Source organism: Limimaricola litoreus (genome assembly GCF_024159025.1).
Lineage (GTDB): Bacteria > Pseudomonadota > Alphaproteobacteria > Rhodobacterales > Rhodobacteraceae > Limimaricola > Limimaricola litoreus.
In genome coordinates this window covers 1-22584 of sequence record NZ_JAMYXC010000274.1, presented here as the reverse complement: position 1 = coordinate 22584, position 22584 = coordinate 1, and the positions used below count along the sequence as shown (strand labels likewise).

Here is a 22584-nt window from a genome sequence, read left to right as displayed (position 1 = left end):
TCAGTAAATTCAGGGCTGAAAGAACATGTCAATATACATCACGCGCGAAATGATCGAGACCTCCATTCGGAAGAGCAAGACTCAAATGAACGGCCGCCGGGCTCATCGCGCCCCGGTCTCGCCGAGCTCCATCGATTCCAGCCCGAGCCGCCCGAACAGGACGGAATCGCGGTCCTCGCCCGGGTTTTCGGCGGTGAGCAGCACGTCGCCCGAGAAGATCGAGTTGGCGCCCGCGAAGAAGCACAGCGCCTGCGTCTCCTCGCTCATGGAGGTGCGGCCCGCCGAAAGCCGCAGATGGGCCTTCGGCATCAGGATGCGCGCCAGCGCGATCACCCGGACGAAATCGATCCCGTCGACCGGCTCGGCATCCGCCAGCGGCGTGTCGGGCATCGGCATCAGCTGGTTGATCGGCACGCTGTCGGGGTGTTCTTCGAGATTGGCCAGCGCCAGCAGCATGTCGATCCGGTCCATCTCGGTCTCGCCCATCCCGAGGATGCCGCCCGAGCAGACCTTGATCCCGGCCTCGCGCACGCGGTTGAGCGTGTCGATCCGGTCGGCGAAGGTGCGGGTGGTGATGACTTCGGGGTAGTAGCGCTCGGAGGTGTCGATGTTGTGGTTGTAGTAGTCGAGCCCCGCGCCCTTGAGCCGGACCACCTGGTCGTCCTCGAGCATGCCCAGCGTCATGCAGGTCTCCATGCCGAGCGCGCGCACGCCCTCGACCATGGCGACGAGCTGATCCATGTCGCGCTCCTTGGGCGAGCGCCAGGCCGCGCCCATGCAAAAGCGGGTCGAGCCCTGCTCCTTGGCGCGGCGTGCCTCGGACAGCACGCGCTCGACCTCGATCAGTTTGGACGCGGGCAGATGCGAGCCGTTACGCGCCGACTGGCTGCAATAGGCGCAATCCTCGGCGCAGCCGCCGGTCTTGATGTTCGACAGCCGGCTGCGCTGGACCTTGTTGGGGTCGAAGTTCTGCCGGTGCACGGTCTGGGCCTGGAACAGCAGGTCGTTGAACGGCTGGTCGAAGAGCGCCTGCGCCTCGGCGCGGGTCCAGTCGTGGCGGATGATGCTTGCGTCGGTCAAGGCGTGTCCCGCTGTCTCGAAAATGTTGCCGACTTCTAAGCCGCCGACGCCGAGGGGTCAAACGGCTTCGCCCGGGGGCCGCCATCCGCGCAGCGTTTCCGCCGCAGGCATGGGCAAGCCCGCAATGCTGGGATAGCACTTGGCGCACAACGTGGGGAGGAGCGCCATGGGCGTGCGGATCGAGACGGAGACGGGATCGCAGGCGACCCGGGCCGCGGCCTGGATGATGGGGGCCGTCGCCGCGCTGTCCTCCATGGCGGTGGCCGGGCGCGAGGTGTCCTTTGCGCTCGATACCTTCGAGATCATGGCCTATCGCTCGATCGTCGGTGTGGCCCTGCTCGCGGTGATGTTTCTCGTGCGCGGCAGGCCCGCCTGGCCGCGTCTGCACCGGCCGGGGCTGCATCTTTCGCGCAACCTCGCGCATTTCACCGCGCAGAACCTGTGGTTCTACGCCATCATCTCGCTGCCGCTGGCGCAGGTCTTCGCGCTGGAGTTCACGGCACCGCTTTGGGTGCTGGTGCTGTCGCCCCTGATCCTGGGCGAAAGGCTGACCCGGCCCCGCGCGCTCGCAGCGCTTCTGGGCTTTGCCGGCATCCTCCTGGTGGCGCAGCCCGGAGCGGCGCCCCTGTCGCCCGCGCTTTTGGCGGCGGCGGGCTGCGCGCTGGGGTTCGCCTTCACCTACATCTTCACCAAGAAGCTCACGGCACAGGTCGATACCATGGAGATCCTGTGGTGGATGACGGTGAGCCAGGCGGTCTTCGGCCTGACCTGCGCTCTGATCGACGGCGAGATGGCCCTGCCCTCGGCGCAGAGTCTGCCCTGGATCGCGGTGATCGCGGCGGCGGGGCTTTCGGCGCATTACTGCATCACCAGCGCGCTGCGTCGCGCGCCGGCGATGGTGGTCATGCCCTTCGATTTCCTGCGCCTGCCGCTGATCGCCCTCATCGGCTATCTCGCCTATGACGAGCCGGTGGGGCTTGCCGTGCTCATCGGCGCGGCGCTGATCCTCGGGGGCAACTACATCAGCCTGCGCGCCGATGCGCGCCGCGCGCGCTAGCCGCCCTTTGCCCGAAGGGGATCACACCTCGGGGCGCGCATCCTCTTCGCGGCCCTTGTAGCCGGTGGCCACGACGAATTTCTCGGAGCTGTCGGAGCGCGAGGCGGGCGGCTTGACGTTCTGCACCTTCTCGAACTTCTGCTTGAGAAGCTGCTGCAGGCTGCCCTCGGCCCCGCCCGCGAGCACCTTGGCCACGAAGGTGCCGCCCGGCTCGAGCACGTCGAAGGCGAAATAGGCCGCCGCCTCGCACAGCGCGATGATGCGCAGGTGGTCGGTCTGCTTGTGGCCCGAGGCCGAGGCAGCCATGTCCGACATCACCACTTCCGCGCCGCCGCCGAGCCAGTCCTTGACCTTGAGGTCGGCGTCGTCCTCCATGAAGTCGAGCTGGTGGATCTCGGTCCCGGCGATGGGCTCGACCTCCTGCAGGTCGACGCCGAGCACCGAGCCCACGGCCTTGCCCGATTTCGCGCCGAGCGCGTTGACCCGCGCCACCGCCACCTGACACCAGCCGCCGGGCGCGCAGCCCAGATCGACCACCCGCGCACCCGGTACGAGAAAACGGAACTTGTCATCGAGCTCGATGATCTTGTAGGCGGCGCGGCCGCGGTATCCCTCGGCCTTGGCGCGTTTCACGTAAGGGTCGTTGAGCTGGCGCTCCAGCCAGAGCTTGGAGCTCATCTTGCGCCCCCGCGCGGTCTTGACCTTGACGGTCAGGTCGCGTTGCCCGCGCCCCGAAGTGTTGCCGCTGCCCGCGCCGGGCTTCTTGGGTGTCTTGGCCATGCCGGGCTCTCCTGATCAGAGACCCCGACTATGCCAAGCAGGGGTGACGGGGCAAGCCCCGCCGCCCATGTCACGTCACGATCGCACGGTGCGTGCGCACCACAGGGTCAGGCCCGGCGGCGCCGACGCCCGCCATCGCGCCCGCCGCGCCCCTCTCCGGGCACGCCGGGGGGGCGGTTGAAACGGATCCATTCGCCGCCCGAGGGGTCGTTGTCGGTCAGGAAGTTCGCCGCGCGGATCGCGCTCATCTCGCCGCCCGGGCGCGCCTCGCGGCTGCCGATGCCCATCAGGCGGCAGAAGGTTTCATCATCCATGGCTTCTGGGATCACGATGCCCGCGGCTTCCAGCTCGGCCTTTTTCTCGGCGATCTTCGACAGGGGCGTCGGCAGGGCGCAGGGGTTCATGATCGCGGAGGTCATGCCCGAGGCGATCGCCATCGGCAAAAAAGCGTTGTTGATCCCGTGCCGGTTGGGCAGACCGAAGGAGATGTTCGACGCGCCGCAGGTGGTGTTGACGCCCAGCTCCTCACGCAGGCGACGCACGAGGGCGAAGACCTGCAGACCGGCGGTCGCCATCGCGCCGATCGGCATCACCAGCGGATCGACCACGATGTCATGCGCGGGAATGCCGAAATCGGCGGCCCGCTCGACGATCTTCTTGGCCACGGCGAAGCGCACGTCGGGGTCCTCGGAGATGCCGGTGTCGTCGTTCGAGATCGCCACCACCGGCACGTTGTATTTCTTGACCAGGGGCAGCACCAGCTCCAGCCGGTCCTCCTCGCCCGTCACCGAGTTCAGCAGCGGCCGCCCTTGGGCCGCCGCAAGGCCCGCTTCGAGCGCCGCGGGCACCGAGCTGTCGATGCACAGCGGCACGTCGACCAGCCCCTGCACCAGCTCGATCATCCTGGTCATGAGCGGCGGCTCGGTCTCGTTGGGGTTGGGGTTGGAGTTGTAGACCACGCCCGCGTTGATATCGAGCATGGTGGCGCCGCAGGCGACCTGCGCCACGGCGTCCTTTTCGACGGTCGAGAAATCGCCCGCCTCAAGCTCGGCGGCGAGCTTCTTGCGGCCGGTGGGGTTGATCCGCTCACCGATCACGCAGAACGGCTGGTCAAAGCCGATGATCGCGGTTTTCGTTTTCGATTCGACGATCGTACGGGTCATTCTTCATCCTTGTCGTTGGCCTTTGGGGCCTTGAAATCTCAGTTGGCGGCGACGCGCTGCGCGGGGTGCCGCGCGGCCAGCCACTCGGCGCTGGCCTTGATGCCGCCCAGTGGGAAGAGATGCGCCTGTTCCAGCCCGAGCGTGGGCTCGGCCATGCGCGCGCGTTCCAGCTCGGCGGCGATCTCGTCGGGCGCATAGGGCACGAGAAGCTTGCTGACGTCCATCGCCCGCTTCTGCAAGACCTTGAGCGAGGGGCCGACGCCGCAGGCCATGGCATATTTGATCAGCGTCTGCAGCTTGGCGGGCCCGGCGAGGCCGACATGCACAGGCAGGTCGATCCCGGCGGCGCGGATCGTGCGGGCCCAGTCGATCACCGGGGCGGCGTCGAAGACGAACTGCGTGACCAGCGCCATCTGCGCATCCGTGCGGTTCGCGAAGTCCTGTTTCCAGCGCACCGCGTCGCGCACCACCGCGTCGCCGCCATCGGGGTCGATGTCGCGGTTGCCCTCGGGGTGGCCGGCCACGTGCAGCCGGGTGAAACCGGAGGCATCGAAGAGCCCCGTCTCCAGCAGCTGCATCGAGGAATGGAATTCGCCGCGCGGGCTCGCGATGCCGCCGGCCAGCACCAGCGCCTCGCGCACATCCGCCTCGCCCTGGTAGCGTGCGATCCAATCGGAAAGCTGGGCGCGGCTCTCGATGCTGCGGGCCGGGAAATGCGGCATGACGGCGAAGCCTTCGGCTGCGATGCGCGCCGCCGTTTCCACCATCTCCTCGATCGGGGTGCCGTCGATATGGGCGATGTAGACGCGGGTGCCCGCGGGCAGGATCGCGGCAAAGCTGTCGACCTTGGCCGCGGTGCGCGGCATCACCTCGATCGAGGCTTGAGCGGTGAGCGCACCGCCCATGGCTGGCGCGGGGGCCGCGCGGCGGAAGGTCAACAGGGACATCAGCACCTCCTTGAGGGCGCGGCTCATTCGCGCCCGTGATTGTCGATCAGCGCCATCAGGCGCGCCTTGTCGTATTCGGCCTCGATCCGCTCGGCCGCGAGGCGCGCGGCCTCCTCCGCCTCGCCCTCGATCTCGCCCCATGGCTGCTTGCGCCATTCGGCGAGATAGTCGTCCGTGCCCGCCGCGCCCGATTTCATCGCCGCGCGGTCGATCGCCTGTTCGAACCGCTCGGAGAGCTGCACCTTGGTGCCGCGCCGGCCGCGGCCGACGATCACCTGCGCCGGCATGTCGCGCCAGAGAACGAGCGTGATTTCGGGCATTGCGGATCCTTTCCTCGACTTCGCTGATAGCGCGCCGCACCACGGGCGCGGGGTCGAAATTCGACATATTGTCCGCGTGGCGCGACGCCAGCCCTTTTCGCAGCCACGCCGCCGCGCGACCAGAGCCGCGACTTCTCAAAATATCCAAGATCGTGATGAGTCACGTGACGATACGGAGCGTCGCGATGCTTGCGCCGCATCCGCGCAACCCCTACCCTGAGACCAACTCGATATTGGAGGGCGTGTTCATGGCGCCCATGCGTCCCGACGGTGCGGGCGCGTTCCCCAAAGCGGTGAGATCCCCCGCGCCAGGCCCGGATCAAGCGACGCTCTATGCCGCGCTTGATCTCGGTACAAACAGCTGTCGAATGCTGATTGCCCAGCCCAAGGGCAGCCAGTTTCACGTGGTCGACAGCTTTTCCAAGACGGTCCAGCTGGGCCACGGGCTCGAGCAATCGGGCCGGCTTTCGCGTGCCTCGATGAATCGCACCATCGGCGCGATCCGCATTTGCCGCCAGAAGCTGCAGAAGCATGGCGTCAGCCGGATGCGGCTGGTCGCGACCGAGGCCTGCAGGCGCGCCAAGAACGGCCGCGCCTTTCTCGCGCAGGTGCAGCGCGACACCGGGCTGAGGCTCGATGTGATCCGCCCCGAGGAAGAGGCGCGGCTCGCGGTGATTTCCTGCGCGCCGCTGGTCTCGACCAAGACCGAGCAGCTTCTCGTCGTCGACATCGGCGGCGGCTCGACCGAGCTGGTCTGGATCGACCTGACCAACGTGCCCAAGCGCGAGCGCCCGCGCGCGATCATGCGGCTGCATTCGGGCTTCCAGCAGGACCCGGGCCCCTTCGCCGCCGCCAAGGTGGTCGATTGGATCTCGGTGCCCCTGGGGGTGGCGACGCTGCGCGACCAGTTCCACGACGTGGAGGACGACGCGGCGCGCTTCGCGCTCATGAGCTGGTTCTTCGAGGAGAACCTTTCGGGCTTCGCCCCCTCGGCCGCGGAGCAGGCGCGCGAGGGGTTCCAGATCATCGGCACCTCGGGCACCGTCACCACCGTCGCGGCGAGCCACCTGGGGTTGAGGCGCTACGACCGCAACAAGGTCGACGGGCTGCGCATGACCTCGGACCAGATCGACGCGGTGATCCGCGACTACCTCGCCCTCGGCCCGGAGGGGCGGCGCGAGGACCCGCGCATCGGCAAGGACCGACAGGCGCTGATCATGTCAGGCTCGGCGATCCTGCAGGCGTTGATGCGGCTCTGGCCGACCGACCGGCTTTCGGTCGCGGACCGGGGCCTGCGCGAGGGGTTGCTCTACGCGCAGATGAGCGCCGACGGGGTGCTGGAGGACGGGCCCTACTGAGGCCCGCCCCGCTTGGCTCAGCGGTAGTAGAGCGAGCGGCCGTCGAGGAAGACCTGCACCTTTTCGGGCGCGGCCGAGAGGCGGACATTGCGGCCGCGCAGGTCCGAATGGATGCCGGGCAGCTTGGCGATCACCGGATCGGCGCCGTTCACCTTCTCGAAGTAGAGGATCGTCACCTCGCCGAGCGACTCGGTGAAATCGACCTTGCCCTCGAAGATGTAGGCCCCGTCCTGGTTGGTGGTCTCCAAAAGGTCCTCGGGCCGCGCGCCGAGCTTCACCGCGCGGCCCATGTCGGCCTCGGTCGAAGGCGCGTTCGACACCGCCACGCCGCCGCCGTCGAGCGCCACCGTGGTCTGCGCGCCGGTGCCGGTGATCTTGCCCGGCAGCAGGTTCATCGCCGGAGAGCCGATGAACTGCGCGACGAATTCGTTCTCGGGGCGCTCGTAAAGCTCGAGCGGCGTGCCAACCTGCGCGATGCCCTTGTTGGCCAGCACGACGATCCGGGTCGCCAGCGTCATTGCCTCGACCTGATCGTGGGTGACGTAGATCATCGTCGAATCGGGCATCGATTCCTTGAGCTGCGCGATCTCGATCCGGGTCGCGACGCGCAGCGCCGCGTCGAGGTTCGAGAGCGGCTCGTCGAAGAGATAGACCTTGGGGTCGCGCACGATCGAGCGGCCGATGGCCACCCGCTGGCGCTGCCCGCCCGAGAGCGCCTTGGGCAGGCGGTCGAGATAGGGCTCGAGCTGCAGGATGCGGGCCGCGTTCTGGATCGCCGCGTCGATCTCCTCCTTCGACTTCTTGGCGAGCTTCAGCGCGAAGGCCATGTTGTCGCGCACCGTCATGTGCGGGTAGAGCGCGTAGGACTGGAACACCATGGCGATGCCGCGCTGCGCGGGCGGCACGTCGTTGACCACCTGCCCGTCGATCTCGAGCGTGCCGCCCGAGATCTCCTCGAGCCCCGCGATCATCCGCAGAAGCGTGGACTTGCCGCAGCCCGAGGGCCCGACGAAGACGACGAGCTCGCCCTTGCCGATCTCGAGGTCGATGTTCTTGAGAACCTCGACCGACCCGCCATAGGTCTTGGCTACATCCTTGAGTTTCAGCTCCGCCATGGGGTTCCCTCCCTGCTCCGTCTCAGTCCGTCGGTCGCTTCAGCACCAGGCAGCATTGCCATGGCTCGAGACGGACCAGCCCGTTCTCGGCCTTCGTCACCGAGCCCAGATCGGTGCCGATCGGGGCCCAGGCGCCCTGGGGCAGCGGCACCTCGGCCGGCTCCTCCCCCAGATTGAAGGCGCAGAAGATCGTCTCGTTTTCGTCGTGGCGCAGGAAATGCACCACGTCGCCGCGCGAGTGCACGCCGTCATCCGCGCCCGTGGCCAGCACCGGATGCGCGTGGCGCAGCGCGATGGCGCGGCGGTAATGATGCAGCATCGCCTCCGGATCGGCCTCCTGCTCGGCCACGGCGCGCGGCAGATGCGCGGGCGAGACCGGCAGCCAGGGGCGGCCCTCGGAAAAGCCGCCGTTGGGGGCGCTGCCATTCCAGGCGATCGGCGTGCGGCAACCGTCGCGACCCTTGTATTCGGGCCAGAACTCGATCCCGTAGGGATCCTGCAGATCCTCGAAGGCGACCTCGGCCTCGGGCAGGCCCAGCTCCTCGCCCTGATAGATGCAGACCGAGCCGCGCAGGCACATCAGCATCGTGGTGTAGGCCCGCGCCGCGGCGTCCGACAGTTTCCAGCGGGTGACGTGGCGCTCCACGTCGTGGTTGGAATAGGACCAGCAGGGCCAGGCGTCGGGGGCGGCGTGGCTCAGCCGGTAGAAGGTGTCGGCGGCGGCGGCGGCGGTAAGGCGCGGCGGCTGCAGCATCTCGAACGGGTAGCACATCTGCACCTTGTCACCGCCCGAGGTGTATTCGGCCATGATCTCGAGCCCGCGCTGCGCATCACCCACCTCGCCCACGGCGGCGGCGCCGTAGGGTTCGAGCTCGGCGCGGAAGCGGCGCAGGAATTCGAGGTTCTCGGGCTGGTTCTTGGAGTAGAGGTGCTCCTGCCAGTTGTAGGGGTTCACGCCGGGCGCGATGGAATCGTTGCGCCGCTCGGGCGGCAGCGCCGGGTTGTCGCGCAGCTGAGCGTCGGCGAAGTAGAAATTGATCGTATCGAGGCGGAAGCCGTCGACCCCGCGCTTGAGCCAGAACCGCTCCACGTCGAGCAGCGCCTCCTGGACGTCCGGATTGTGGAAGTTCAGGTCCGGCTGACTGGTGAGGAAGTTGTGCAGGTAATACTGCATCCGCCGCCCGTCCCACTGCCAGGCCGAACCGCCGAAGATCGACAGCCAGTTGTTGGGCGGCGTGCCATCGGGCTTGGCATTGGCCCAGACGTACCAGTCGGCCTTGGGGTTGTCGCGGTTCGAGCGGCTCTCGACGAACCAGGGATGCGCCTCGGCGGTGTGCGACAGCACCAGGTCGATCATCACCCGGATCCCAAGGGCATGCGCCGTCTCGATCACCGCGTCGAAATCGGCCAGCGTGCCGAACATCGGGTCAACGTCGCAGTAATCCGACACGTCGTAGCCGAAATCCTTCATCGGCGAGGTGAAGAAGGGCGAGATCCAGATCGCGTCCACGCCCAGCGAGGCGATATGCGGCAGCCGCTTCACGATGCCCTTCAGGTCACCGATCCCGTCTCCATCCATGTCCTGGTAGCTGCGCGGATAGATCTGGTAGATCACCGCGCCGCGCCACCAGTCGGGGTTTTTCGGCATACGGGTCCTGTCGGCCAAGGCCGGGGCGGAGACGGGTCGAATCATCGGGAAGCAGTCCTCATTTCACGGAACCCGCAAGCAGGCCGCGCACGAGGTATTTCTGCATGGCGAAAAACACAACCAACGGAACCGCGATGGAGACGAAAGCTGCCGTCGCCAGGATCTCCCAATTGCCGCCGCGCGTGCCGAGAAGCTCGATGATCTGCTTGGTCATCACCGTGGTCTCGCCCGAGCTGTCGATCAGGAAGACGATGGCCACCAGCAGGTCGTTCCAGGTCCACAGGAACTGGAAGATCGCGAAAGAGGCGAGCGCCGGGAAGGACAGCGGCAGGATGATCTTGGTGAAGATCTGGAAATCCGTGGCGCCGTCGACCTTGGCGTTCTCGATGATGTCGCGCGGCAGGCCGACCATGTAGTTGCGCAGGATGTAGATCGCGAGTGGCAGGCCGAAGCCGGTATGCGCCAGCCAGACCCCGAGATAGCCCTTGCCGATGCCGATCTCGTTATGGAGCTTCAGCAGCGGGATCAGCGCCAGCTGCAGCGGTACGACCAGCAGGCCGACGATCGCCGCGATCAGCAGCGCCCGGCCCGGAAAATCCATCCAGGCCAGCGCATAGGCCGCGAAGGCGGCCACGAGGATCGGAATGATGGTTGCCGGGATCGAGACGGTCAGCGTGTTGAAGAAGGCCTTCGACATGCCCTCGATGTTGTTGGGGTCAAACAGCATGTTGTCGTAGTTCTGCAGCGTGAACTCCGGCGCGACCTCGGCGGTGACGAAGACCCGCTGGCCGCGGCCCGACATCTCTTCTTCGGAGCTGTAGACGTAATCGCCATTGGCCTCGACGGCGATGATCTCGCCATCGCCCATGTCCACGGTCTCGCCGGGCGCATAGGCGCCGACATCGCGCGAGGAGGTGCCGTAGGCGGAAATTTCGAGTTGCTCGACGCCCTCATGCGCGAAGAGGTTGCCCGAGACGGTGTAGAGCCCGTCGATCAGCTCGGCCTCGTCGCCGCCCGCGGTCCGCAGCGTCAGGTTCTGCTCGGTGGGCAGCATGGATTTCCACCAGCCCGAAGAGGCGATCTGGTCGCCGGTGCGGAAGGAGGAGATCAGCAGGCCCAGGGTCGGAAATACCCACAGCGCCACCAACGCCAGGACCGCGATGTTGACCGCCCAGCTCAGCGCGGATTTCTTGCCGGCGATGTTGTCCATCAGCGCATCTCCTTGCGGGCGTTGTAGACGTTCCAGATCAGGATCGGCGTGACCATCAGCATGATGACCATGGCGCCCGCGGAGCCCACGCCCCAGTCATTGGCGCGAAACAGCTTGTCGTACATGTAGTTGGCCAGCACCTGCGTCTCCCACTGGCCGTTGGTCATGGCGAAGACGATGTCGAAGACCTTGAGCACGATGATGGTGATTGTGGTCCAGACCACGACGATGGTGCCGACGATCTGCGGCATCTTGATCTTGAAGAAGATCTGGAACGGGTTGGCCCCATCGACGATGGCGGCCTCGACCGTCTCCTCGGGGATGCCGCGCAGCGCCGCCGAAAGCAGTACCATGGCAAAGCCGGTCTGGATCCAGATCAGCACGATCATCAGGAAGAAGTTGTTCCAGAAGGGAATAGTGAGCCAGGTCTGCGGCTGGCCATAGGGGAACTCGGTGGTGAAGACCGCCAGCGTCTGGCGCAGCATCACGAAGACGACCCCCGCCATCAGCACCGCGCCCAGGATGCGCAGCGCGCCGAAGATCACGCCGGGGCTGCGCCCCTCGCGGCCGATCACCGGTTTGATCAGCGACCAGGCAAGAACGCCCGCCCCCGCCGCCAGCGCCAGGAGAAGCAGCCCCGGCACGAGCCGCAGCCAGATGAAGGAACCCACCCCCCCGTCGAAACCGAGCCAGACGGCGTTGAGCACCCCGATCTGCTCCTGCCCAGAGGGCCGGGTGTCGTAGATCAGCTTGAAGATCACCGCCGCGCCGACGAAGGAGATCGCCATCGGCATGAAGATCAGCGACTTGGCGATGGCGCCCCATTTGATGCGGTCGGTGAGCTGCGCGGCCAGAAGGCCGAAGGCCGTCGAGGCGGCGGGCACCACGATTAGCCACAGCAGGTTGTTGGAAAAGCCTTCCCAGAATTTCGGCTCGCGCAGCATTTGCTGATAGTTGGCAAGCCCCACGAACTCGTAGCCGCCGCCGCGCACCCTTTGGGTCAGCGACAGGCGCAGCGTCTCGAACACCGGATAGGCGAGATATAGGCCCAGCGCGAGAAGCGCGGGCAGCAGGAACAGCCAGGGGCGGATCATGTTGGCGCGGTTGATGTTGCGCCCGGCATTGGGTCCGCGCGGCGGAAACAGCACCTTGTCGAGGATGATGTTGGAAAAATAGAAATAGGCGACGCAGCCGCCGACGCCGATCACGATGGTCAGCAAGCCTTGTAGTGCCGGATTCATCGCGCCCTCCCCGATCCTCGATGCAAAGAAGCGGCCGCGAGGCGAGTCGCGACCGCTTGGTCTTATGGTTACACGCTTATTTCAGGGCGTCCCAAGAATCTTGGATTTCGGAGGCCACGCTCTGGGCGTCTTCGCCGCCGGCATAATCAACCATGCCGGTCCAGAACGAGCCCGCGCCGACGCCGCCGGGCATCAGATCCGAGCCGTCGAAGCGGAAGGTGGTCGCATCGAGCAGGATGTCGTTCATCTTCTTGAGCGTCGGATCGCCGAACACCTCGGTGTTGACCGTGGTGAGCGGGGTCAGGAAGCCGCGCTGCGCCATCCAGATCTCGTGGGCGATCGGCGTCTGCAGCCACTGCATGAAGACATCGGCCGCGTCCGAGGCCTTGGTGATGCCGAACATCGTGCCCGCGCCGAGCACCGGCTGGCCGAGATCCTTTTCCTCATAGGCGGGGAAATAGAAGAAATCGGCATCGAGCCCCACCTCGGTCCCCTCGGGGAAGAAGGTCGGGATGAACGAGGCCTGACGGTGCATGTAGCACTGCGGCGGGCTGTCGAAGAGGCCCTTGGGGCTGTCGCGGAAATCGGTGGAAGCGACGGCGTCGCGGCCACCGGCGACGCGGTCGCCCTCGATGAAGTAGCCGAACTCCTCGATCGCCGCGACCACCTCGGGCGCATCGAAGGGCATCTCGTTGCTGACCCACTGGTCATAGACCTCGGGCGGCTGGGTGCGCAGCATCATGTCCTCGACCCAGTCGGTCGCGGGCCAGCCGGTCGCGCCGCCCGAACCCAGGCCGACGCACCAGGGCGTCTCGCCCTCCTCGACCATCTGCTCGGTGAGAGCCTTCAGCTCCTCCATGGACTGCGGCACCTCGTAGCCCGCATCCTCGAAGTTCTCGGGCACGTACCACACAAGGCTCTTCACGTCGGCCTTGTAGAAGAAGCCGTAGAGATCCTCCTCGCCCTCGGGGCCCTCGAAGGTCGCCAGATCGACCCAGGACTGGCCCGCGGCGTAGTTCTCGGCCACCCAGTCGCCGGTGCCCTCGGGCATCGGTTCGAGGTAGCCCAGCGACGCCAGATCGCGCGCGAGGCCCGGCTGCGGGAAGACGGCGACATTGGGGGCCGAGCCCGCCTCGGTGTCGATGCGGATCTGCGTCTCGAAGCCGTCCGAGCCGGTGTATTGCACGTCGGCGCCGGTCGCTTCCTCGAAATAGGCGAGCATCGACTCGAACAGCTCCTGGTCGGCGCTGAGCCAGGGGCCGAAGACGGTCAGCGTCTCGCCCGAGAGGTCATGCGCCTCGGCGAACTGGTTGTAGCTGTCCCAGTTGAACCCGCCCTCGCCCACGGGGAATTTGAGATCCTGCGCCGCGGCGGCCGATGCCAGCGCAATGCCAGCGACGCCCGCGAGAAAGATGGTCTTCATGCGTTACCCTCCCGTAACCGCGCCCCCACCTGCGGGAAGCGCTTATGAATGGCCTGCACCCCGGACGCGACGAATGCACGCCAAAGCGCTTTGGACACCGTCAACCTGTCGGAGCCCAAGGGCTCTGTCAATGGCCTCCTCCCGTCTTCCCCCGATGAAATCGAAAGCATTCCACCGTCGGGACGCCATGAAACTGCGCTTTGACGCGCACCGGATCCTGGCCTAGGGTAACTCCAGTTTCAAAAGCGCTTTGGAAAGCCCTCGAATGAACCTCAAGCAGCTTTCGGCCCTGCTCGGTCTGAGCCAGACGACGGTCAGCCGGGCGCTGAACGGCTATGCGGACGTCAGCGAGGCGACGCGCGCGCGGGTCCTGGCCGCGGCCGAGGCGCATGACTACCGCCCCAACACGAGGGCACGCGCGCTCGCCACCGGGCGCAGCGGCGTCATCGGCCATGTAATTCCGCGGATCAACACCCATGCCATGGTCAACCCGATCTTCGCCGACTTCATCGCCGGAGCGGGCGAGACCTATTCGCAGGCGGGCTACGAGATGCTGATCTCGGTGGTCGATGACGGCGAAGAGGAAAAGGCCTATCTGTCGATGAAACGGCGCGGGCTGGTCGACGGGCTGGTCGTCTCGGCGCCGCGGATGAACGATCCGCGCATCGCGCTGCTCGACGAGATCGGCCTGCCCTATGCCGTGCATGGAAGGGCGACCGGCGCCGACCGGCCCTATTGCTGGGTCGACGTCAACAACCGCCGCGCCTTTGCCCGCGCCACCGACTTTCTGATCGACCTCGGCCACCGGCGGATCGGTCTGATCAACGGCCTTGAGACGATGGACTTCGCCCATCGCCGGCGGCAGGGCTACGAGGAGGCACTGCGCGCGCGGGGGCTGGCGCCGGATGCGGCGCTGACGCGGCAGGACGAGATGACCGAGGGCTATGGCTGGCGCGCGGCGCGCGATCTGCTCGCCCTGCCCGATCCGCCGACCGCCTTTCTCGTCTCATCTGTGATCTGCATGCTCGGCGTGCGCCGCGCGATCGATGAGGCGGGGCTGGTGCTCGGCCGCGACGTCTCCGCGATCACCCATGACGACCAACTCTCCTACCTGCGCGACGACGGCCCCGTGCCCACCTTCACCGCGACCCGGTCTTCGGTGCGCGAGGCTGGACAGCGGCTCGCCCGGATGGTCATAGATCGCATTGACACCCCGCAGGTTCCACATGTCCACGAACTGCTCGAGGCCGAACTGATTATCGGTCGTTCGACCGGACCGGCCCCAGGATAAGGCGATGAAGATGCACCCCACCCGCAAGGATTTCCCGCAAGGCTTCGTGTTCGGGGCGGCAACGGCCGCCTACCAGATCGAGGGGCATGGCTTCGGCGGCGCCGGGCCGACCCATTGGGACAGCTTTGCCAAGGGCCCCGGCAACGTGGTGCGGGCCGAGGACGGTGCGACCGCCTGCGACCATTACCACCGCTTTGAGGAAGACCTCGACCTGCTGCGCGACGGCGGCTTCGACGCCTACCGCTTCTCGACCTCATGGGCGCGGGTCATGCCTGACGGCCGGACGGTGAACCCCGAAGGGCTCGATTTCTACGACCGGCTGGTCGACGCGGTGCTGGAGCGCGGGCTCAAACCCTTCCAGACGCTGTACCACTGGGAGCTGCCCTCCGCGCTCGCCGACCGTGGCGGCTGGGCCAATCGCGACACAGCGCTCGCCTTCGCCGATTTCTCCGAAACCATCAGCGCGCGCATCGGCGACCGCGTCGCCTCGACCGCGACCATCAACGAGCCTTGGTGCGTGGCCTGGCTGTCGCATTACCTGGGCCACCACGCGCCGGGGCTGCGCGACATCCGCGCCGCGGCGCGGGCCATGCACCACATCCTGCTGGCCCACAGCCTCGCGGTCGAGCGGCTGCGCGGCATGGGGCGCAAGGAGCTGGGCATCGTGCTCAACTTCGAGCGGGCCATGCCCGCCACGGATGCCCCCGCCGATGCCGCCGCCGCCGATATCCAGGACCAGATCTACAATCGCTGGTTCCTCGAAGCGATCGCGCATGGCCGCTACCCGGACGGCGCGCTGGAGGGTCTCACCCCCCACATGCCAGAGAACTGGCAGGACGACATGGCCCTGATCTCGCAGCCGCTCGACTGGCTCGGCGTGAACTACTACACCCGCTCGATGATGCGCGCCGCCCCCGATCAACCCTGGCCTTCGGTCACTTCGGTCGAAGGCCCCCTGCCCAAGACGCAGATGGGATGGGAGATCCACCCCGAGGGGCTGCATCATTTCCTGCTGCGCGCGCGCGATGCGCTTGGCACGGTGCCGGTCTATGTCACCGAGAACGGCATGGCCCGCGCCGACACGCTCGACGCCGGTGCCGTCGACGACCCCGAGCGCACGGCCTTCATCTTCGACCATCTCGGGGCCATGCACCGCGCGATTGCCGATGGCGTGGATCTGCGCGGCTTCTTCTACTGGTCGCTGCTCGACAATTACGAATGGGCCTTCGGCTACGAAAAGCGCTTCGGCCTCGTTCACGTCGATTTCGAAACCCAGGCGCGGACCCCCAAGGCCTCGTTCCATGCCCTCTGCGCCGCGCTCGCCCGCTAAGTCCGAAGGAAACCGCATGTCCCATCCCGACAATGCCTATTCGCTGGTCGCCGATATCGGCGGCACCAACACCCGCGTGGCGCTCGCCCGCGGGCTCGAGATCCTCGAGCCCAGCATTCGCCGCTATTCGAACGCCGACTACGCCGGGCTCGAAACCGTGCTGAAACGCTATGTCGACGAAGAGGGCGGGGTCGATTGCATCGGTGCCTGCGTCGCGGTGGCCGGGCCGGTGCGCGACGGGCGCGCGACGATGACCAATCTCGACTGGACCATCGACAAGACCACGCTGAGCCGGGCCACCGGGGCCGAAACGGTGGCGATTCTCAACGACCTGCAGGCGCAGGGCCACGCGCTGGGCCATGTGCCGGCCGATCGGATCCGCGAGATCATCCCCTTCCCGGAGGCGTCGCCCCATGCGGCAAAGCTGGTGATCGGTGTCGGCACCGGCTTCAACGCCACGCCGGTCTTCGATACCAAGGACGGCCGCTACGCGACTCCTTCGGAATCGGGTCACGTCAACCTGCCGGTCAACAGCGAGGAAGAGCTGCGGCTGGCGCAGTTCGTCTCGACCGCGCATGGTTTCCCGGCGGTCGAGGACGTGTTGTCGGGCCGCGGGCTCGAGCGGATCTACGCCTGGCTCGGCGTGGAGGCCGGCAATCCGGTCGAGAAGACGGCAGCCGAGATCATGACCGGCTGCACCGGAAAGAACGATCCGCGCGCCGTCGAGGCCGCCCGGGTCTTCGCCCGCTTCCTCGGCACCACGGCGGGCAACCTCGCGCTGATCCAGCTTCCCTTCGGCGGGGTCTACCTCGTGGGCGGCGTCTCGCGCGCCATCGCGCCCTATCTGCGCGAATTCGGCTTTGCCGATGCCTTCCGCGACAAGGGACGCTTTGCCGGCTTCATGGGCAACTTCGGTGTCGCGGTGATCGAAGACGACTACGCCGCCCTGATCGGCTGCGCCTCACATCTGAACGGGCTGCTCTTGCCCGGCACCGCGAGCTGAAGCTTCGCCGCCCCGCGATGCCTGCGTGTCGCGGGGCGGCGGATCGGCCTTTGGTTCAGCAGGCGATCCGCGATTGCACCGTGCTCGCAAGATCGGTCAGCGAGAAGGGCTTGGGCAGGAAGACCGAGTTCGGAATGCCCGCCTGCTGCTCGGCAAAGGTATCCTCGGCATAGCCCGAGACGAAGACCACCTGTGTCTGTGGCCGATCGACCAGTGCCTCGCGCACCCAGGTCGGCCCGTCCTTGCCGGGCATGATGACGTCGGTCACGAAGATGTCGACCTTCAGCTCCGGATCCGCGAGCAGGGTCAGCGCCGCCTCCGCATCCTCCGCCTCCAGAACAGTAAGCCCCCGCAGCCGCAGGGCCCGCGCGGCAAAGGCCCGCACCGGCGCCTCATCTTCCACCAGCAGCACGACGCCCTCGGCATGACGGGCCAGGGGACCGGGTTCCGCTGGTCGGGCGACCCGGTCGGGTTCGACCAGGGCGGCGCGATGCGGCAGCATGAGCGTGAAGCAGCTGCCCTCTCCCGGCGCGCTGTCGACGAAGACATAGCCACCGCTCTGCTTGACGATGCCGTAGACGGTCGAGAGGCCCAGCCCCGTGCCTTCCCCGGGCCGCTTCGTGGTGTAGAAGGGCTCGAAGATCTTTTGAAGCTTCTCGGTCGGGATGCCGCAGCCGTGGTCCATGACCCGGATCCTGATCCATTCGCCCGCGGGCACGATGGCGCGGTCGCGCTGCATCGGGGCATCGAGCCGAAGGTTGTCGGTTTCGACCACGATCTCTCCGCCTTGGGGCATGGCATCGCGAGCGTTGACCACGAGGTTCATCAGCACCTGTTCGAGCTGACGCCGATCGGCGCGGACCTGCTTGAGGTCGGGATCGTGGTTGAGCGTCAGCCTGACCTTTTCCCCGACCAGCCGGTTGAGCAGATGCGTGAGGTCGGACAACGTATCGCGCAGGTCGAGCTGCTCGAGCCTGAGGTTCTGCTTGCGCGAATAGGCCAGCAGCTGACCGACGAGGCTGGCGGCGCGGTTCGCGTTCTGATGGATCTGCGTCAGGTCGCCATAGTCCTGGTCGTCCTTGTCGTGCCGCAGAAGCAAGAGGTCGCAATGACCCGAAATGGCCGTGAGCAGATTGTTGAAATCATGGGCAATTCCCCCGGCGAGCTGCCCGATCGCCTGCATCTTCTGCGCCTGCACGAACTGCGCTTCGAGCGATTTGTGCTCCGTCGCGTCATAGAGCACGGCGACGAGACTGCCAGAGGCATCCGCCTTGCCCAGCGTGACCTGCAGCACCGTGTCCCGCCCGGGGCCGCGCAGCTTAAGAAACTGTGGCCCCGGCACGGCGCGCTCCTCGGCCACTTCGGCGAGCCAGTCGCCCAGTGGCCGCCCGAGACCCTCCAGCAGGTCCGACAGCCTCGTGCCCGGACCGGGCGACTCCGGCAGCAAAGTTTGGGCCGCCTGGTTCGCCTCCAGGATGATGCCGTTCCGGTCCAGCCGCAGGAGCGGCACCGGAAGCCCGTCGATCCCGGTGCTCTCGGGATCGCGTGGCACGCTGTCGGGCGGCAGGAGATAGATTTCGCGCCGTCCCGCGGCGGCGGGGATCTCGGCCACGATGGTTTCAGCAGGCTGGGCCGTTCCATGCAGGAGCTGCACGCGCCCCGGCTTGGGGGGCTCGGGGCCGAAGATGGCCTCGAGCGTGCCGGCGCGCCCGCCGGTCAGGGCGCGGCAGGCCTCGTTCATGTAGAGGATCGTCCCGGTCGGCCCGGCGGTCAGCATCGGCAGGCCAAGCGCATCGGCCGCCCTGCCGGTTCCGGCCCGCTCCGTCAGATCGTCGATCCGCCACAACAGCGCCCCCGCCCCCAGCCGGGTCACCGTGAGCCGCAGGTGCCCCCGCCGGGTTGCGATCATGTCCTGGGCCGAACCCTCGACGGCGGCGCGCTGGCGCAGGCGCGACAGTGTGGCCGAGGGGGTCGCGAAATGGCGCGAGAGCGCGGCAGTAAGCGTGCCGCAGCGCGCGCCGAACCGCTGGGACGCAGCCAGGTTGCAATCCAGTATCGTGCCTTGCATGTCGCTGAGCAGGCCGGGCACGGTATCACGCTCGATGATCCGCGCGCCGAGCCGCACGAGATCGCGGCGCAGTCGTGCCTGGCGCAGGCGGCGTATCCCGAACAGCCCGGCAACGCAGGCCAGCGTCGAGCCGAGCAGCAGCAGCGCCAGCGCCGCATGGCCATCGGGCGACAGGGCCGCCGCCGCCAGGGCCATGGAGGCCATGCCGAGAATGGCTGCCAGATGCGCGGCGCCCGGGAGGGCATCTCCGTCGTCGGCCGCCATGGCCGGCAGATCGAGTTCGACCACCTCTGTCTCCTCCGATGTCCTCTCAGATAAAAAAGGTCAAAAACACTAACGCCGGGTTAAAGAATGCGGCTCAGCCCCGCTCGAACCTCACCAGAAAGAAGCCGTCCCCGTCTTCGTCGGGCAACCGTCGCATCCGGTCGCACAGGCGCCATAGCGGATGCCGCTCCAGAAAGGCCGTGACGATGGCGTCGTTTTCCTCGTGCAGCACCGAGCAGGTCGCATAGCTCAGGCTGCCCCCCGGCGCGACATGGGCAAGCGCCTCGTCGAGCAGCCGGGCCTGCAGCCGCGCGAGGTCGCGCAACGTCTCGGGGCTCAGCCGCCATTTGCCGTCCGGGTCGCGGCGCCAGGTGCCGCTGCCCGAGCAGGGCGCATCGACGAGCACGTGATCATATCGCGCGGTGCCGAGATCTTCGGCCAGATCGATCCGCACCCCGGCGCGCGCCGCGCGCACGGGGATGTCGCGCATGCGTGCGGCGCTGATGTCATGCGCCGTCACCGCGACCTTTGCCCGCCCGGCCAGCGCCAGCCCCTTGCCGCCGCCACCGGCGCAGTAATCGAGCACGCTCTGGCCATCGCGCAGCGGCAAGCGCAGCATGGCGGCTTGCGAGGAGGCGTCCTGCAGCTCGACGAGACCATCGGTGAAGGCGCGGCTGCGCGACAGCGCCCTTTCGCCCGAGGTCACCCGCAAGGCGCCGTCGACCGTCTCATGCGCGACGGTGTCGATGCCCTCCTGCGCGAGCGCTTCGATCGCGGTCGCGACATCGGCGCAGCGCGGATTGACGCGCAGATAGACCGGTGCGCGCCTGCGCAGCGCAAGGGCGGCGGGCCCGGCTTCGCGCCCGAGATCCGCCTCGAACCGCTGCCAGAGCCAGTCCGGCAGGTCGTGCGCCACCGCCGCCTGTGGCTGATCGGCGGGGGCCGTGGCGTCTGCGGGAGACAGTGCGGCGGGCGCATGCCCCTGTCCGGTGAAGACGAGATCGAGATCCGCACCGTCCTCGCGCAGCAGCCCGATCATGATTCCGCGGCCCGTCTGCGCCCCGCCGCCATGGGCGGCCGAACGCCTTCGCCGCCAGCCGTCGAACACGTGATCGCGTACCGCGGCCCGGTCCTTGGAGCCCGCGTAGCGGCTGCCGCGCGACCAGCGCAGCAACGCCTTCTCCACCGGCATCCCGGCAAGGCAGTCGTCGAGCACGCCGATCGCGGCGGCGACGCGCGCGGCCGGGGTCATCGACCCCTCCCCCGCAACGCCCGCCTGACCGGCGCCGCACTGCTTCTCCGCGACGTCTGCATTCCGTCCTGCCGCATCATCTCACGCCCATTCACCGTTTCGGGCCATGCTCTATACTGGCAGCGGCCTGGAATGAAGGCCGCCACTCATCCACGGGGCGGCGGCGCTTTGGCGGCTTCTCACGAATGACGCCCTCATGCCCTTGAAGATGGGCGGAAGATTGCACCATATGTCGTGCATGGCCCGTGTCCTCCTCCTTTGCCTGCTCGTGCTGGGCTTTGCCGCGCAGCTGGTGCCCGCGTCGGCCGGGCCGGTGGCACAGATGCATTCCGGTGCGGCGATGGACATGGCCGATTGCCTCGACTGCCCGGCGCAAACGCCCGCAGCCGGCGAAGCCTGCGAGGCCTCAGGCGTTTGCGCGGCAGCGCCTACCGCCCTGCCCCTGTTGGAGACTGCAGAGGTCTTTGCCCCGCGGCTGCATGACCTGTGGTTCGCCCAATTTCAGGACGCGTTCCCGAGCGGAGATCCCGCTCCTCTGTTGGAGCCGCCCCGTCCTCTGATCTGAAGCCGTCCGCTCCCTCGGGGTGCGGACCGAGGTCGCCCATGGCGCGACACCGTGCTCATGCCCCCCGAGGAGCGCGTAGAGATCGCGTTCCGGGCCGAGGCCTCGGCGACTGGACGCTGCATTGCCAGGTCCTGTCACACTAGCCCGCCGGCATGGCACCTCTCATCCGCGTCACCGGCGCGGCCTGATCCCAGCAAGGAGATTTCAGATGAAGACCCTCAAGACCCTCGCAACCGCCACCTTGTTCAGCCTCACCGCCCTGCCGGTGCTGGCCGGGACGATGACGCTTTACAAGGATCCGAACTGCGGCTGCTGCGCGGCCCATGCCGAGTACCTGCGCGAGAACGGCTTCGAGGTCGAGATCGTCGAGACCTACGACCTCGCCACCGTCAACGCCGAGGCCGGCGTTCCGCTCGGCAAGCAGGGCTGCCACACCGCGCTGATCGACGGCTATGCCGTCAGCGGCCACGTCCCCGCCGACATCCTGTCGCGCTTTCTCGAGGAGGCGCCCGAGGCGGTCGGTCTCAGCCTGCCCGGTATGCCGATAGGCGCGCCCGGCATGGGCGACGATCCGGATGCCGAACTCGACGTCGTGATGATCGGCGCCGATGGCACGGTGCAGCCCTACCCGGCCGAGTGACCTACACGGATCGGTGCCGTCCGGCGCCGGTCCCTTAACGACAGATAACAGGAGGCCCGCATGATGGGACCCGGAATGATGACCGCCTCGGGCGGATGGATGATGCTCGGCATGGGGGCGGTCTGCCTGCTGGCCGTTCTGGTGCTGCTGCTGGCCGCGGCGGCGCTGATCAAATACTTGCGCCGTTCGGACGGCTAGGCATGGCGCGACGCATGACACCCGCGCTCATTGCCGGTGCGGGCGCGGCGGTGCTGGGGGTCGGGGCGCTCGCGCTCTGGCCTTCGGCCGGCGATGCACGCGAAGAGGGTCGACAGCTCTATCTAGATAACTGTGCCTCGTGCCACGGCGCCGATCTGGAAGGCCAGCCCGACTGGCGCCGTCCCGGCCCCTCGGGCCACCTGCCCGCCCTGCCGCATGACGAGACCGGCCACACCTGGCACCACCCGGACCGGATCCTGCGCGAGATCATCCTGCGCGGCTCGGCCGAAGTGGTCGGGAACGGCTACGAGAGCGACATGCCGGGCTTTGAAGACCTGCTCGGCGAGAGGGAGGTCACGGCGATCCTCGACTACCTCAAGTCCGAATGGCCCGAGCGCGAGCGCAGCCACCAGGCCCGGGTCACCGCAGCCGACATGGCGGGCGACTGAGACGACCTGGTGACGCCAATATGCCGACCGGACCAGCGTCCGGTCGGTACGAAACCGGGGCTCACCCGATAGGCGTTGTTGCAGAACTCCCCGCCTGACGGTTTCCGGCGCGGATCGGCCGCATAGATAGGCGGCATGACCATGCCCATGCCTACCCGCTACCGCACGACGAACTGGTCTGC

At 67.4% G+C, this 22584-nt stretch carries 21 protein-coding genes; 9 read left to right on the top strand and 12 right to left on the bottom strand.

Features of this window, described 5'->3' with window-relative positions:
• Positions 1 to 102: 102 nt before the first annotated feature.
• A complete protein-coding gene (gene bioB / locus NHG85_RS17195) occupies positions 103 to 1065 on the bottom strand; it encodes a biotin synthase BioB (RefSeq protein ID WP_253334726.1) in 963 nt (320 codons plus the stop codon).
• A 181-nt stretch (positions 1066 to 1246) separates the two neighbouring features.
• On the opposite strand from bioB, the gene NHG85_RS17190 reads away from it, so the two are divergent.
• On the top strand, positions 1247 to 2137 hold the full coding sequence (locus tag NHG85_RS17190; protein ID WP_253334720.1) for a DMT family transporter: 891 nt from the start codon (positions 1247 to 1249) through the stop codon (positions 2135 to 2137).
• A gap of 21 nt (positions 2138 to 2158) precedes the next feature.
• Here NHG85_RS17190 and NHG85_RS17185 read toward each other — a convergent pair whose 3' ends face one another.
• The 4 genes from NHG85_RS17185 to NHG85_RS17170 all read right to left on the bottom strand — a co-directional run bounded on the left by NHG85_RS17185 (position 2159) and on the right by NHG85_RS17170 (position 5347).
• A complete protein-coding gene (locus tag NHG85_RS17185) occupies positions 2159 to 2917 on the bottom strand; it encodes an RlmE family RNA methyltransferase (protein WP_253334718.1) in 759 nt (252 codons plus the stop codon).
• A gap of 107 nt (positions 2918 to 3024) precedes the next feature.
• On the bottom strand, positions 3025 to 4080 hold the full coding sequence (locus NHG85_RS17180) for a dihydropteroate synthase (protein WP_253334714.1): 1056 nt from the start codon (positions 4078 to 4080) through the stop codon (positions 3025 to 3027).
• A 38-nt stretch (positions 4081 to 4118) separates the two neighbouring features.
• Entirely contained in the window at positions 4119 to 5027 is a 909-nt protein-coding gene (locus NHG85_RS17175) for a methylenetetrahydrofolate reductase (protein WP_253334712.1), read from the bottom strand.
• Between the two features lie 23 nt (positions 5028 to 5050).
• Positions 5051 to 5347, bottom strand: a complete 297-nt coding sequence (locus tag NHG85_RS17170; protein ID WP_253334710.1) for a virulence factor — start codon at positions 5345 to 5347, stop codon at positions 5051 to 5053.
• Positions 5348 to 5595: 248 nt separating this feature from the next.
• Between NHG85_RS17170 and NHG85_RS17165 the strand changes: the two genes are divergently transcribed.
• Positions 5596 to 6705, top strand: a complete 1110-nt coding sequence (locus NHG85_RS17165) for a Ppx/GppA phosphatase family protein (protein ID WP_253334724.1) — start codon at positions 5596 to 5598, stop codon at positions 6703 to 6705.
• A gap of 17 nt (positions 6706 to 6722) precedes the next feature.
• Here NHG85_RS17165 and NHG85_RS17160 read toward each other — a convergent pair whose 3' ends face one another.
• From NHG85_RS17160 to NHG85_RS17140, 5 genes are all read right to left on the bottom strand, one after another.
• Positions 6723 to 7820: an ABC transporter ATP-binding protein gene (locus tag NHG85_RS17160; protein ID WP_253334707.1), complete on the bottom strand. Its 1098-nt coding sequence runs from the start codon at positions 7818 to 7820 to the stop codon at positions 6723 to 6725.
• A 22-nt stretch (positions 7821 to 7842) separates the two neighbouring features.
• Positions 7843 to 9468: an alpha-amylase family glycosyl hydrolase gene (locus tag NHG85_RS17155; RefSeq protein ID WP_253334705.1), complete on the bottom strand. Its 1626-nt coding sequence runs from the start codon at positions 9466 to 9468 to the stop codon at positions 7843 to 7845.
• 58 nt (positions 9469 to 9526) lie between these two features.
• Entirely contained in the window at positions 9527 to 10678 is a 1152-nt protein-coding gene (locus NHG85_RS17150; protein ID WP_253334703.1) for a carbohydrate ABC transporter permease, read from the bottom strand.
• Positions 10678 to 11919 carry a carbohydrate ABC transporter permease gene (locus NHG85_RS17145; protein WP_253334701.1) on the bottom strand — a complete coding sequence of 414 codons (1242 nt, stop codon included), beginning with the start codon at positions 11917 to 11919 and terminating at the stop codon, positions 10678 to 10680. The genes NHG85_RS17150 and NHG85_RS17145 overlap by 1 nt, the downstream gene beginning before the upstream one ends.
• A 76-nt stretch (positions 11920 to 11995) precedes the next feature.
• The gene (locus NHG85_RS17140; RefSeq protein WP_253334699.1) at positions 11996 to 13342 is read right to left on the bottom strand and encodes an ABC transporter substrate-binding protein; all 1347 of its coding nucleotides are present in this window, start codon (positions 13340 to 13342) and stop codon (positions 11996 to 11998) included.
• A 265-nt stretch (positions 13343 to 13607) separates the two neighbouring features.
• Here NHG85_RS17140 and NHG85_RS17135 point away from each other — a divergent pair, with 265 nt between their 5' ends.
• Genes NHG85_RS17135 through NHG85_RS17125 form a run of 3 tightly spaced genes read left to right on the top strand, consistent with a single transcriptional unit; the run spans position 13608 to position 16966 of the window.
• Positions 13608 to 14633 (top strand): LacI family DNA-binding transcriptional regulator, encoded by a 1026-nt coding sequence (locus tag NHG85_RS17135; RefSeq protein WP_253334698.1) that lies wholly within the window; start codon positions 13608 to 13610, stop codon positions 14631 to 14633.
• Between the two features lie 10 nt (positions 14634 to 14643).
• A complete protein-coding gene (locus tag NHG85_RS17130) occupies positions 14644 to 15963 on the top strand; it encodes a GH1 family beta-glucosidase (RefSeq protein ID WP_253334722.1) in 1320 nt (439 codons plus the stop codon).
• A gap of 16 nt (positions 15964 to 15979) precedes the next feature.
• Positions 15980 to 16966 carry a glucokinase gene (locus tag NHG85_RS17125; RefSeq protein ID WP_253334697.1) on the top strand — a complete coding sequence of 329 codons (987 nt, stop codon included), beginning with the start codon at positions 15980 to 15982 and terminating at the stop codon, positions 16964 to 16966.
• A 55-nt stretch (positions 16967 to 17021) separates the two neighbouring features.
• Here NHG85_RS17125 and NHG85_RS17120 read toward each other — a convergent pair whose 3' ends face one another.
• Complete coding sequence (locus tag NHG85_RS17120; RefSeq protein ID WP_370363049.1) at positions 17022 to 19298, bottom strand: ATP-binding response regulator; 2277 nt, start codon at positions 19296 to 19298, stop codon at positions 17022 to 17024.
• Between the two features lie 94 nt (positions 19299 to 19392).
• Positions 19393 to 20550 carry an RsmB/NOP family class I SAM-dependent RNA methyltransferase gene (locus NHG85_RS17115; protein ID WP_253334695.1) on the bottom strand — a complete coding sequence of 386 codons (1158 nt, stop codon included), beginning with the start codon at positions 20548 to 20550 and terminating at the stop codon, positions 19393 to 19395.
• Between the two features lie 238 nt (positions 20551 to 20788).
• On the opposite strand from NHG85_RS17115, the gene NHG85_RS17110 reads away from it, so the two are divergent.
• From NHG85_RS17110 to NHG85_RS17095, 4 genes are all read left to right on the top strand, one after another.
• Complete coding sequence (locus NHG85_RS17110; protein WP_253334694.1) at positions 20789 to 21115, top strand: hypothetical protein; 327 nt, start codon at positions 20789 to 20791, stop codon at positions 21113 to 21115.
• A 208-nt stretch (positions 21116 to 21323) separates the two neighbouring features.
• Positions 21324 to 21755: a DUF411 domain-containing protein gene (locus tag NHG85_RS17105; RefSeq protein WP_253334692.1), complete on the top strand. Its 432-nt coding sequence runs from the start codon at positions 21324 to 21326 to the stop codon at positions 21753 to 21755.
• Positions 21756 to 21815: 60 nt separating this feature from the next.
• Entirely contained in the window at positions 21816 to 21953 is a 138-nt protein-coding gene (locus NHG85_RS17100; RefSeq protein ID WP_253334690.1) for a hypothetical protein, read from the top strand.
• Between the two features lie 14 nt (positions 21954 to 21967).
• Positions 21968 to 22402 (top strand): c-type cytochrome, encoded by a 435-nt coding sequence (locus NHG85_RS17095; protein WP_253334688.1) that lies wholly within the window; start codon positions 21968 to 21970, stop codon positions 22400 to 22402.
• Positions 22403 to 22584: the final 182 nt, after the last annotated feature.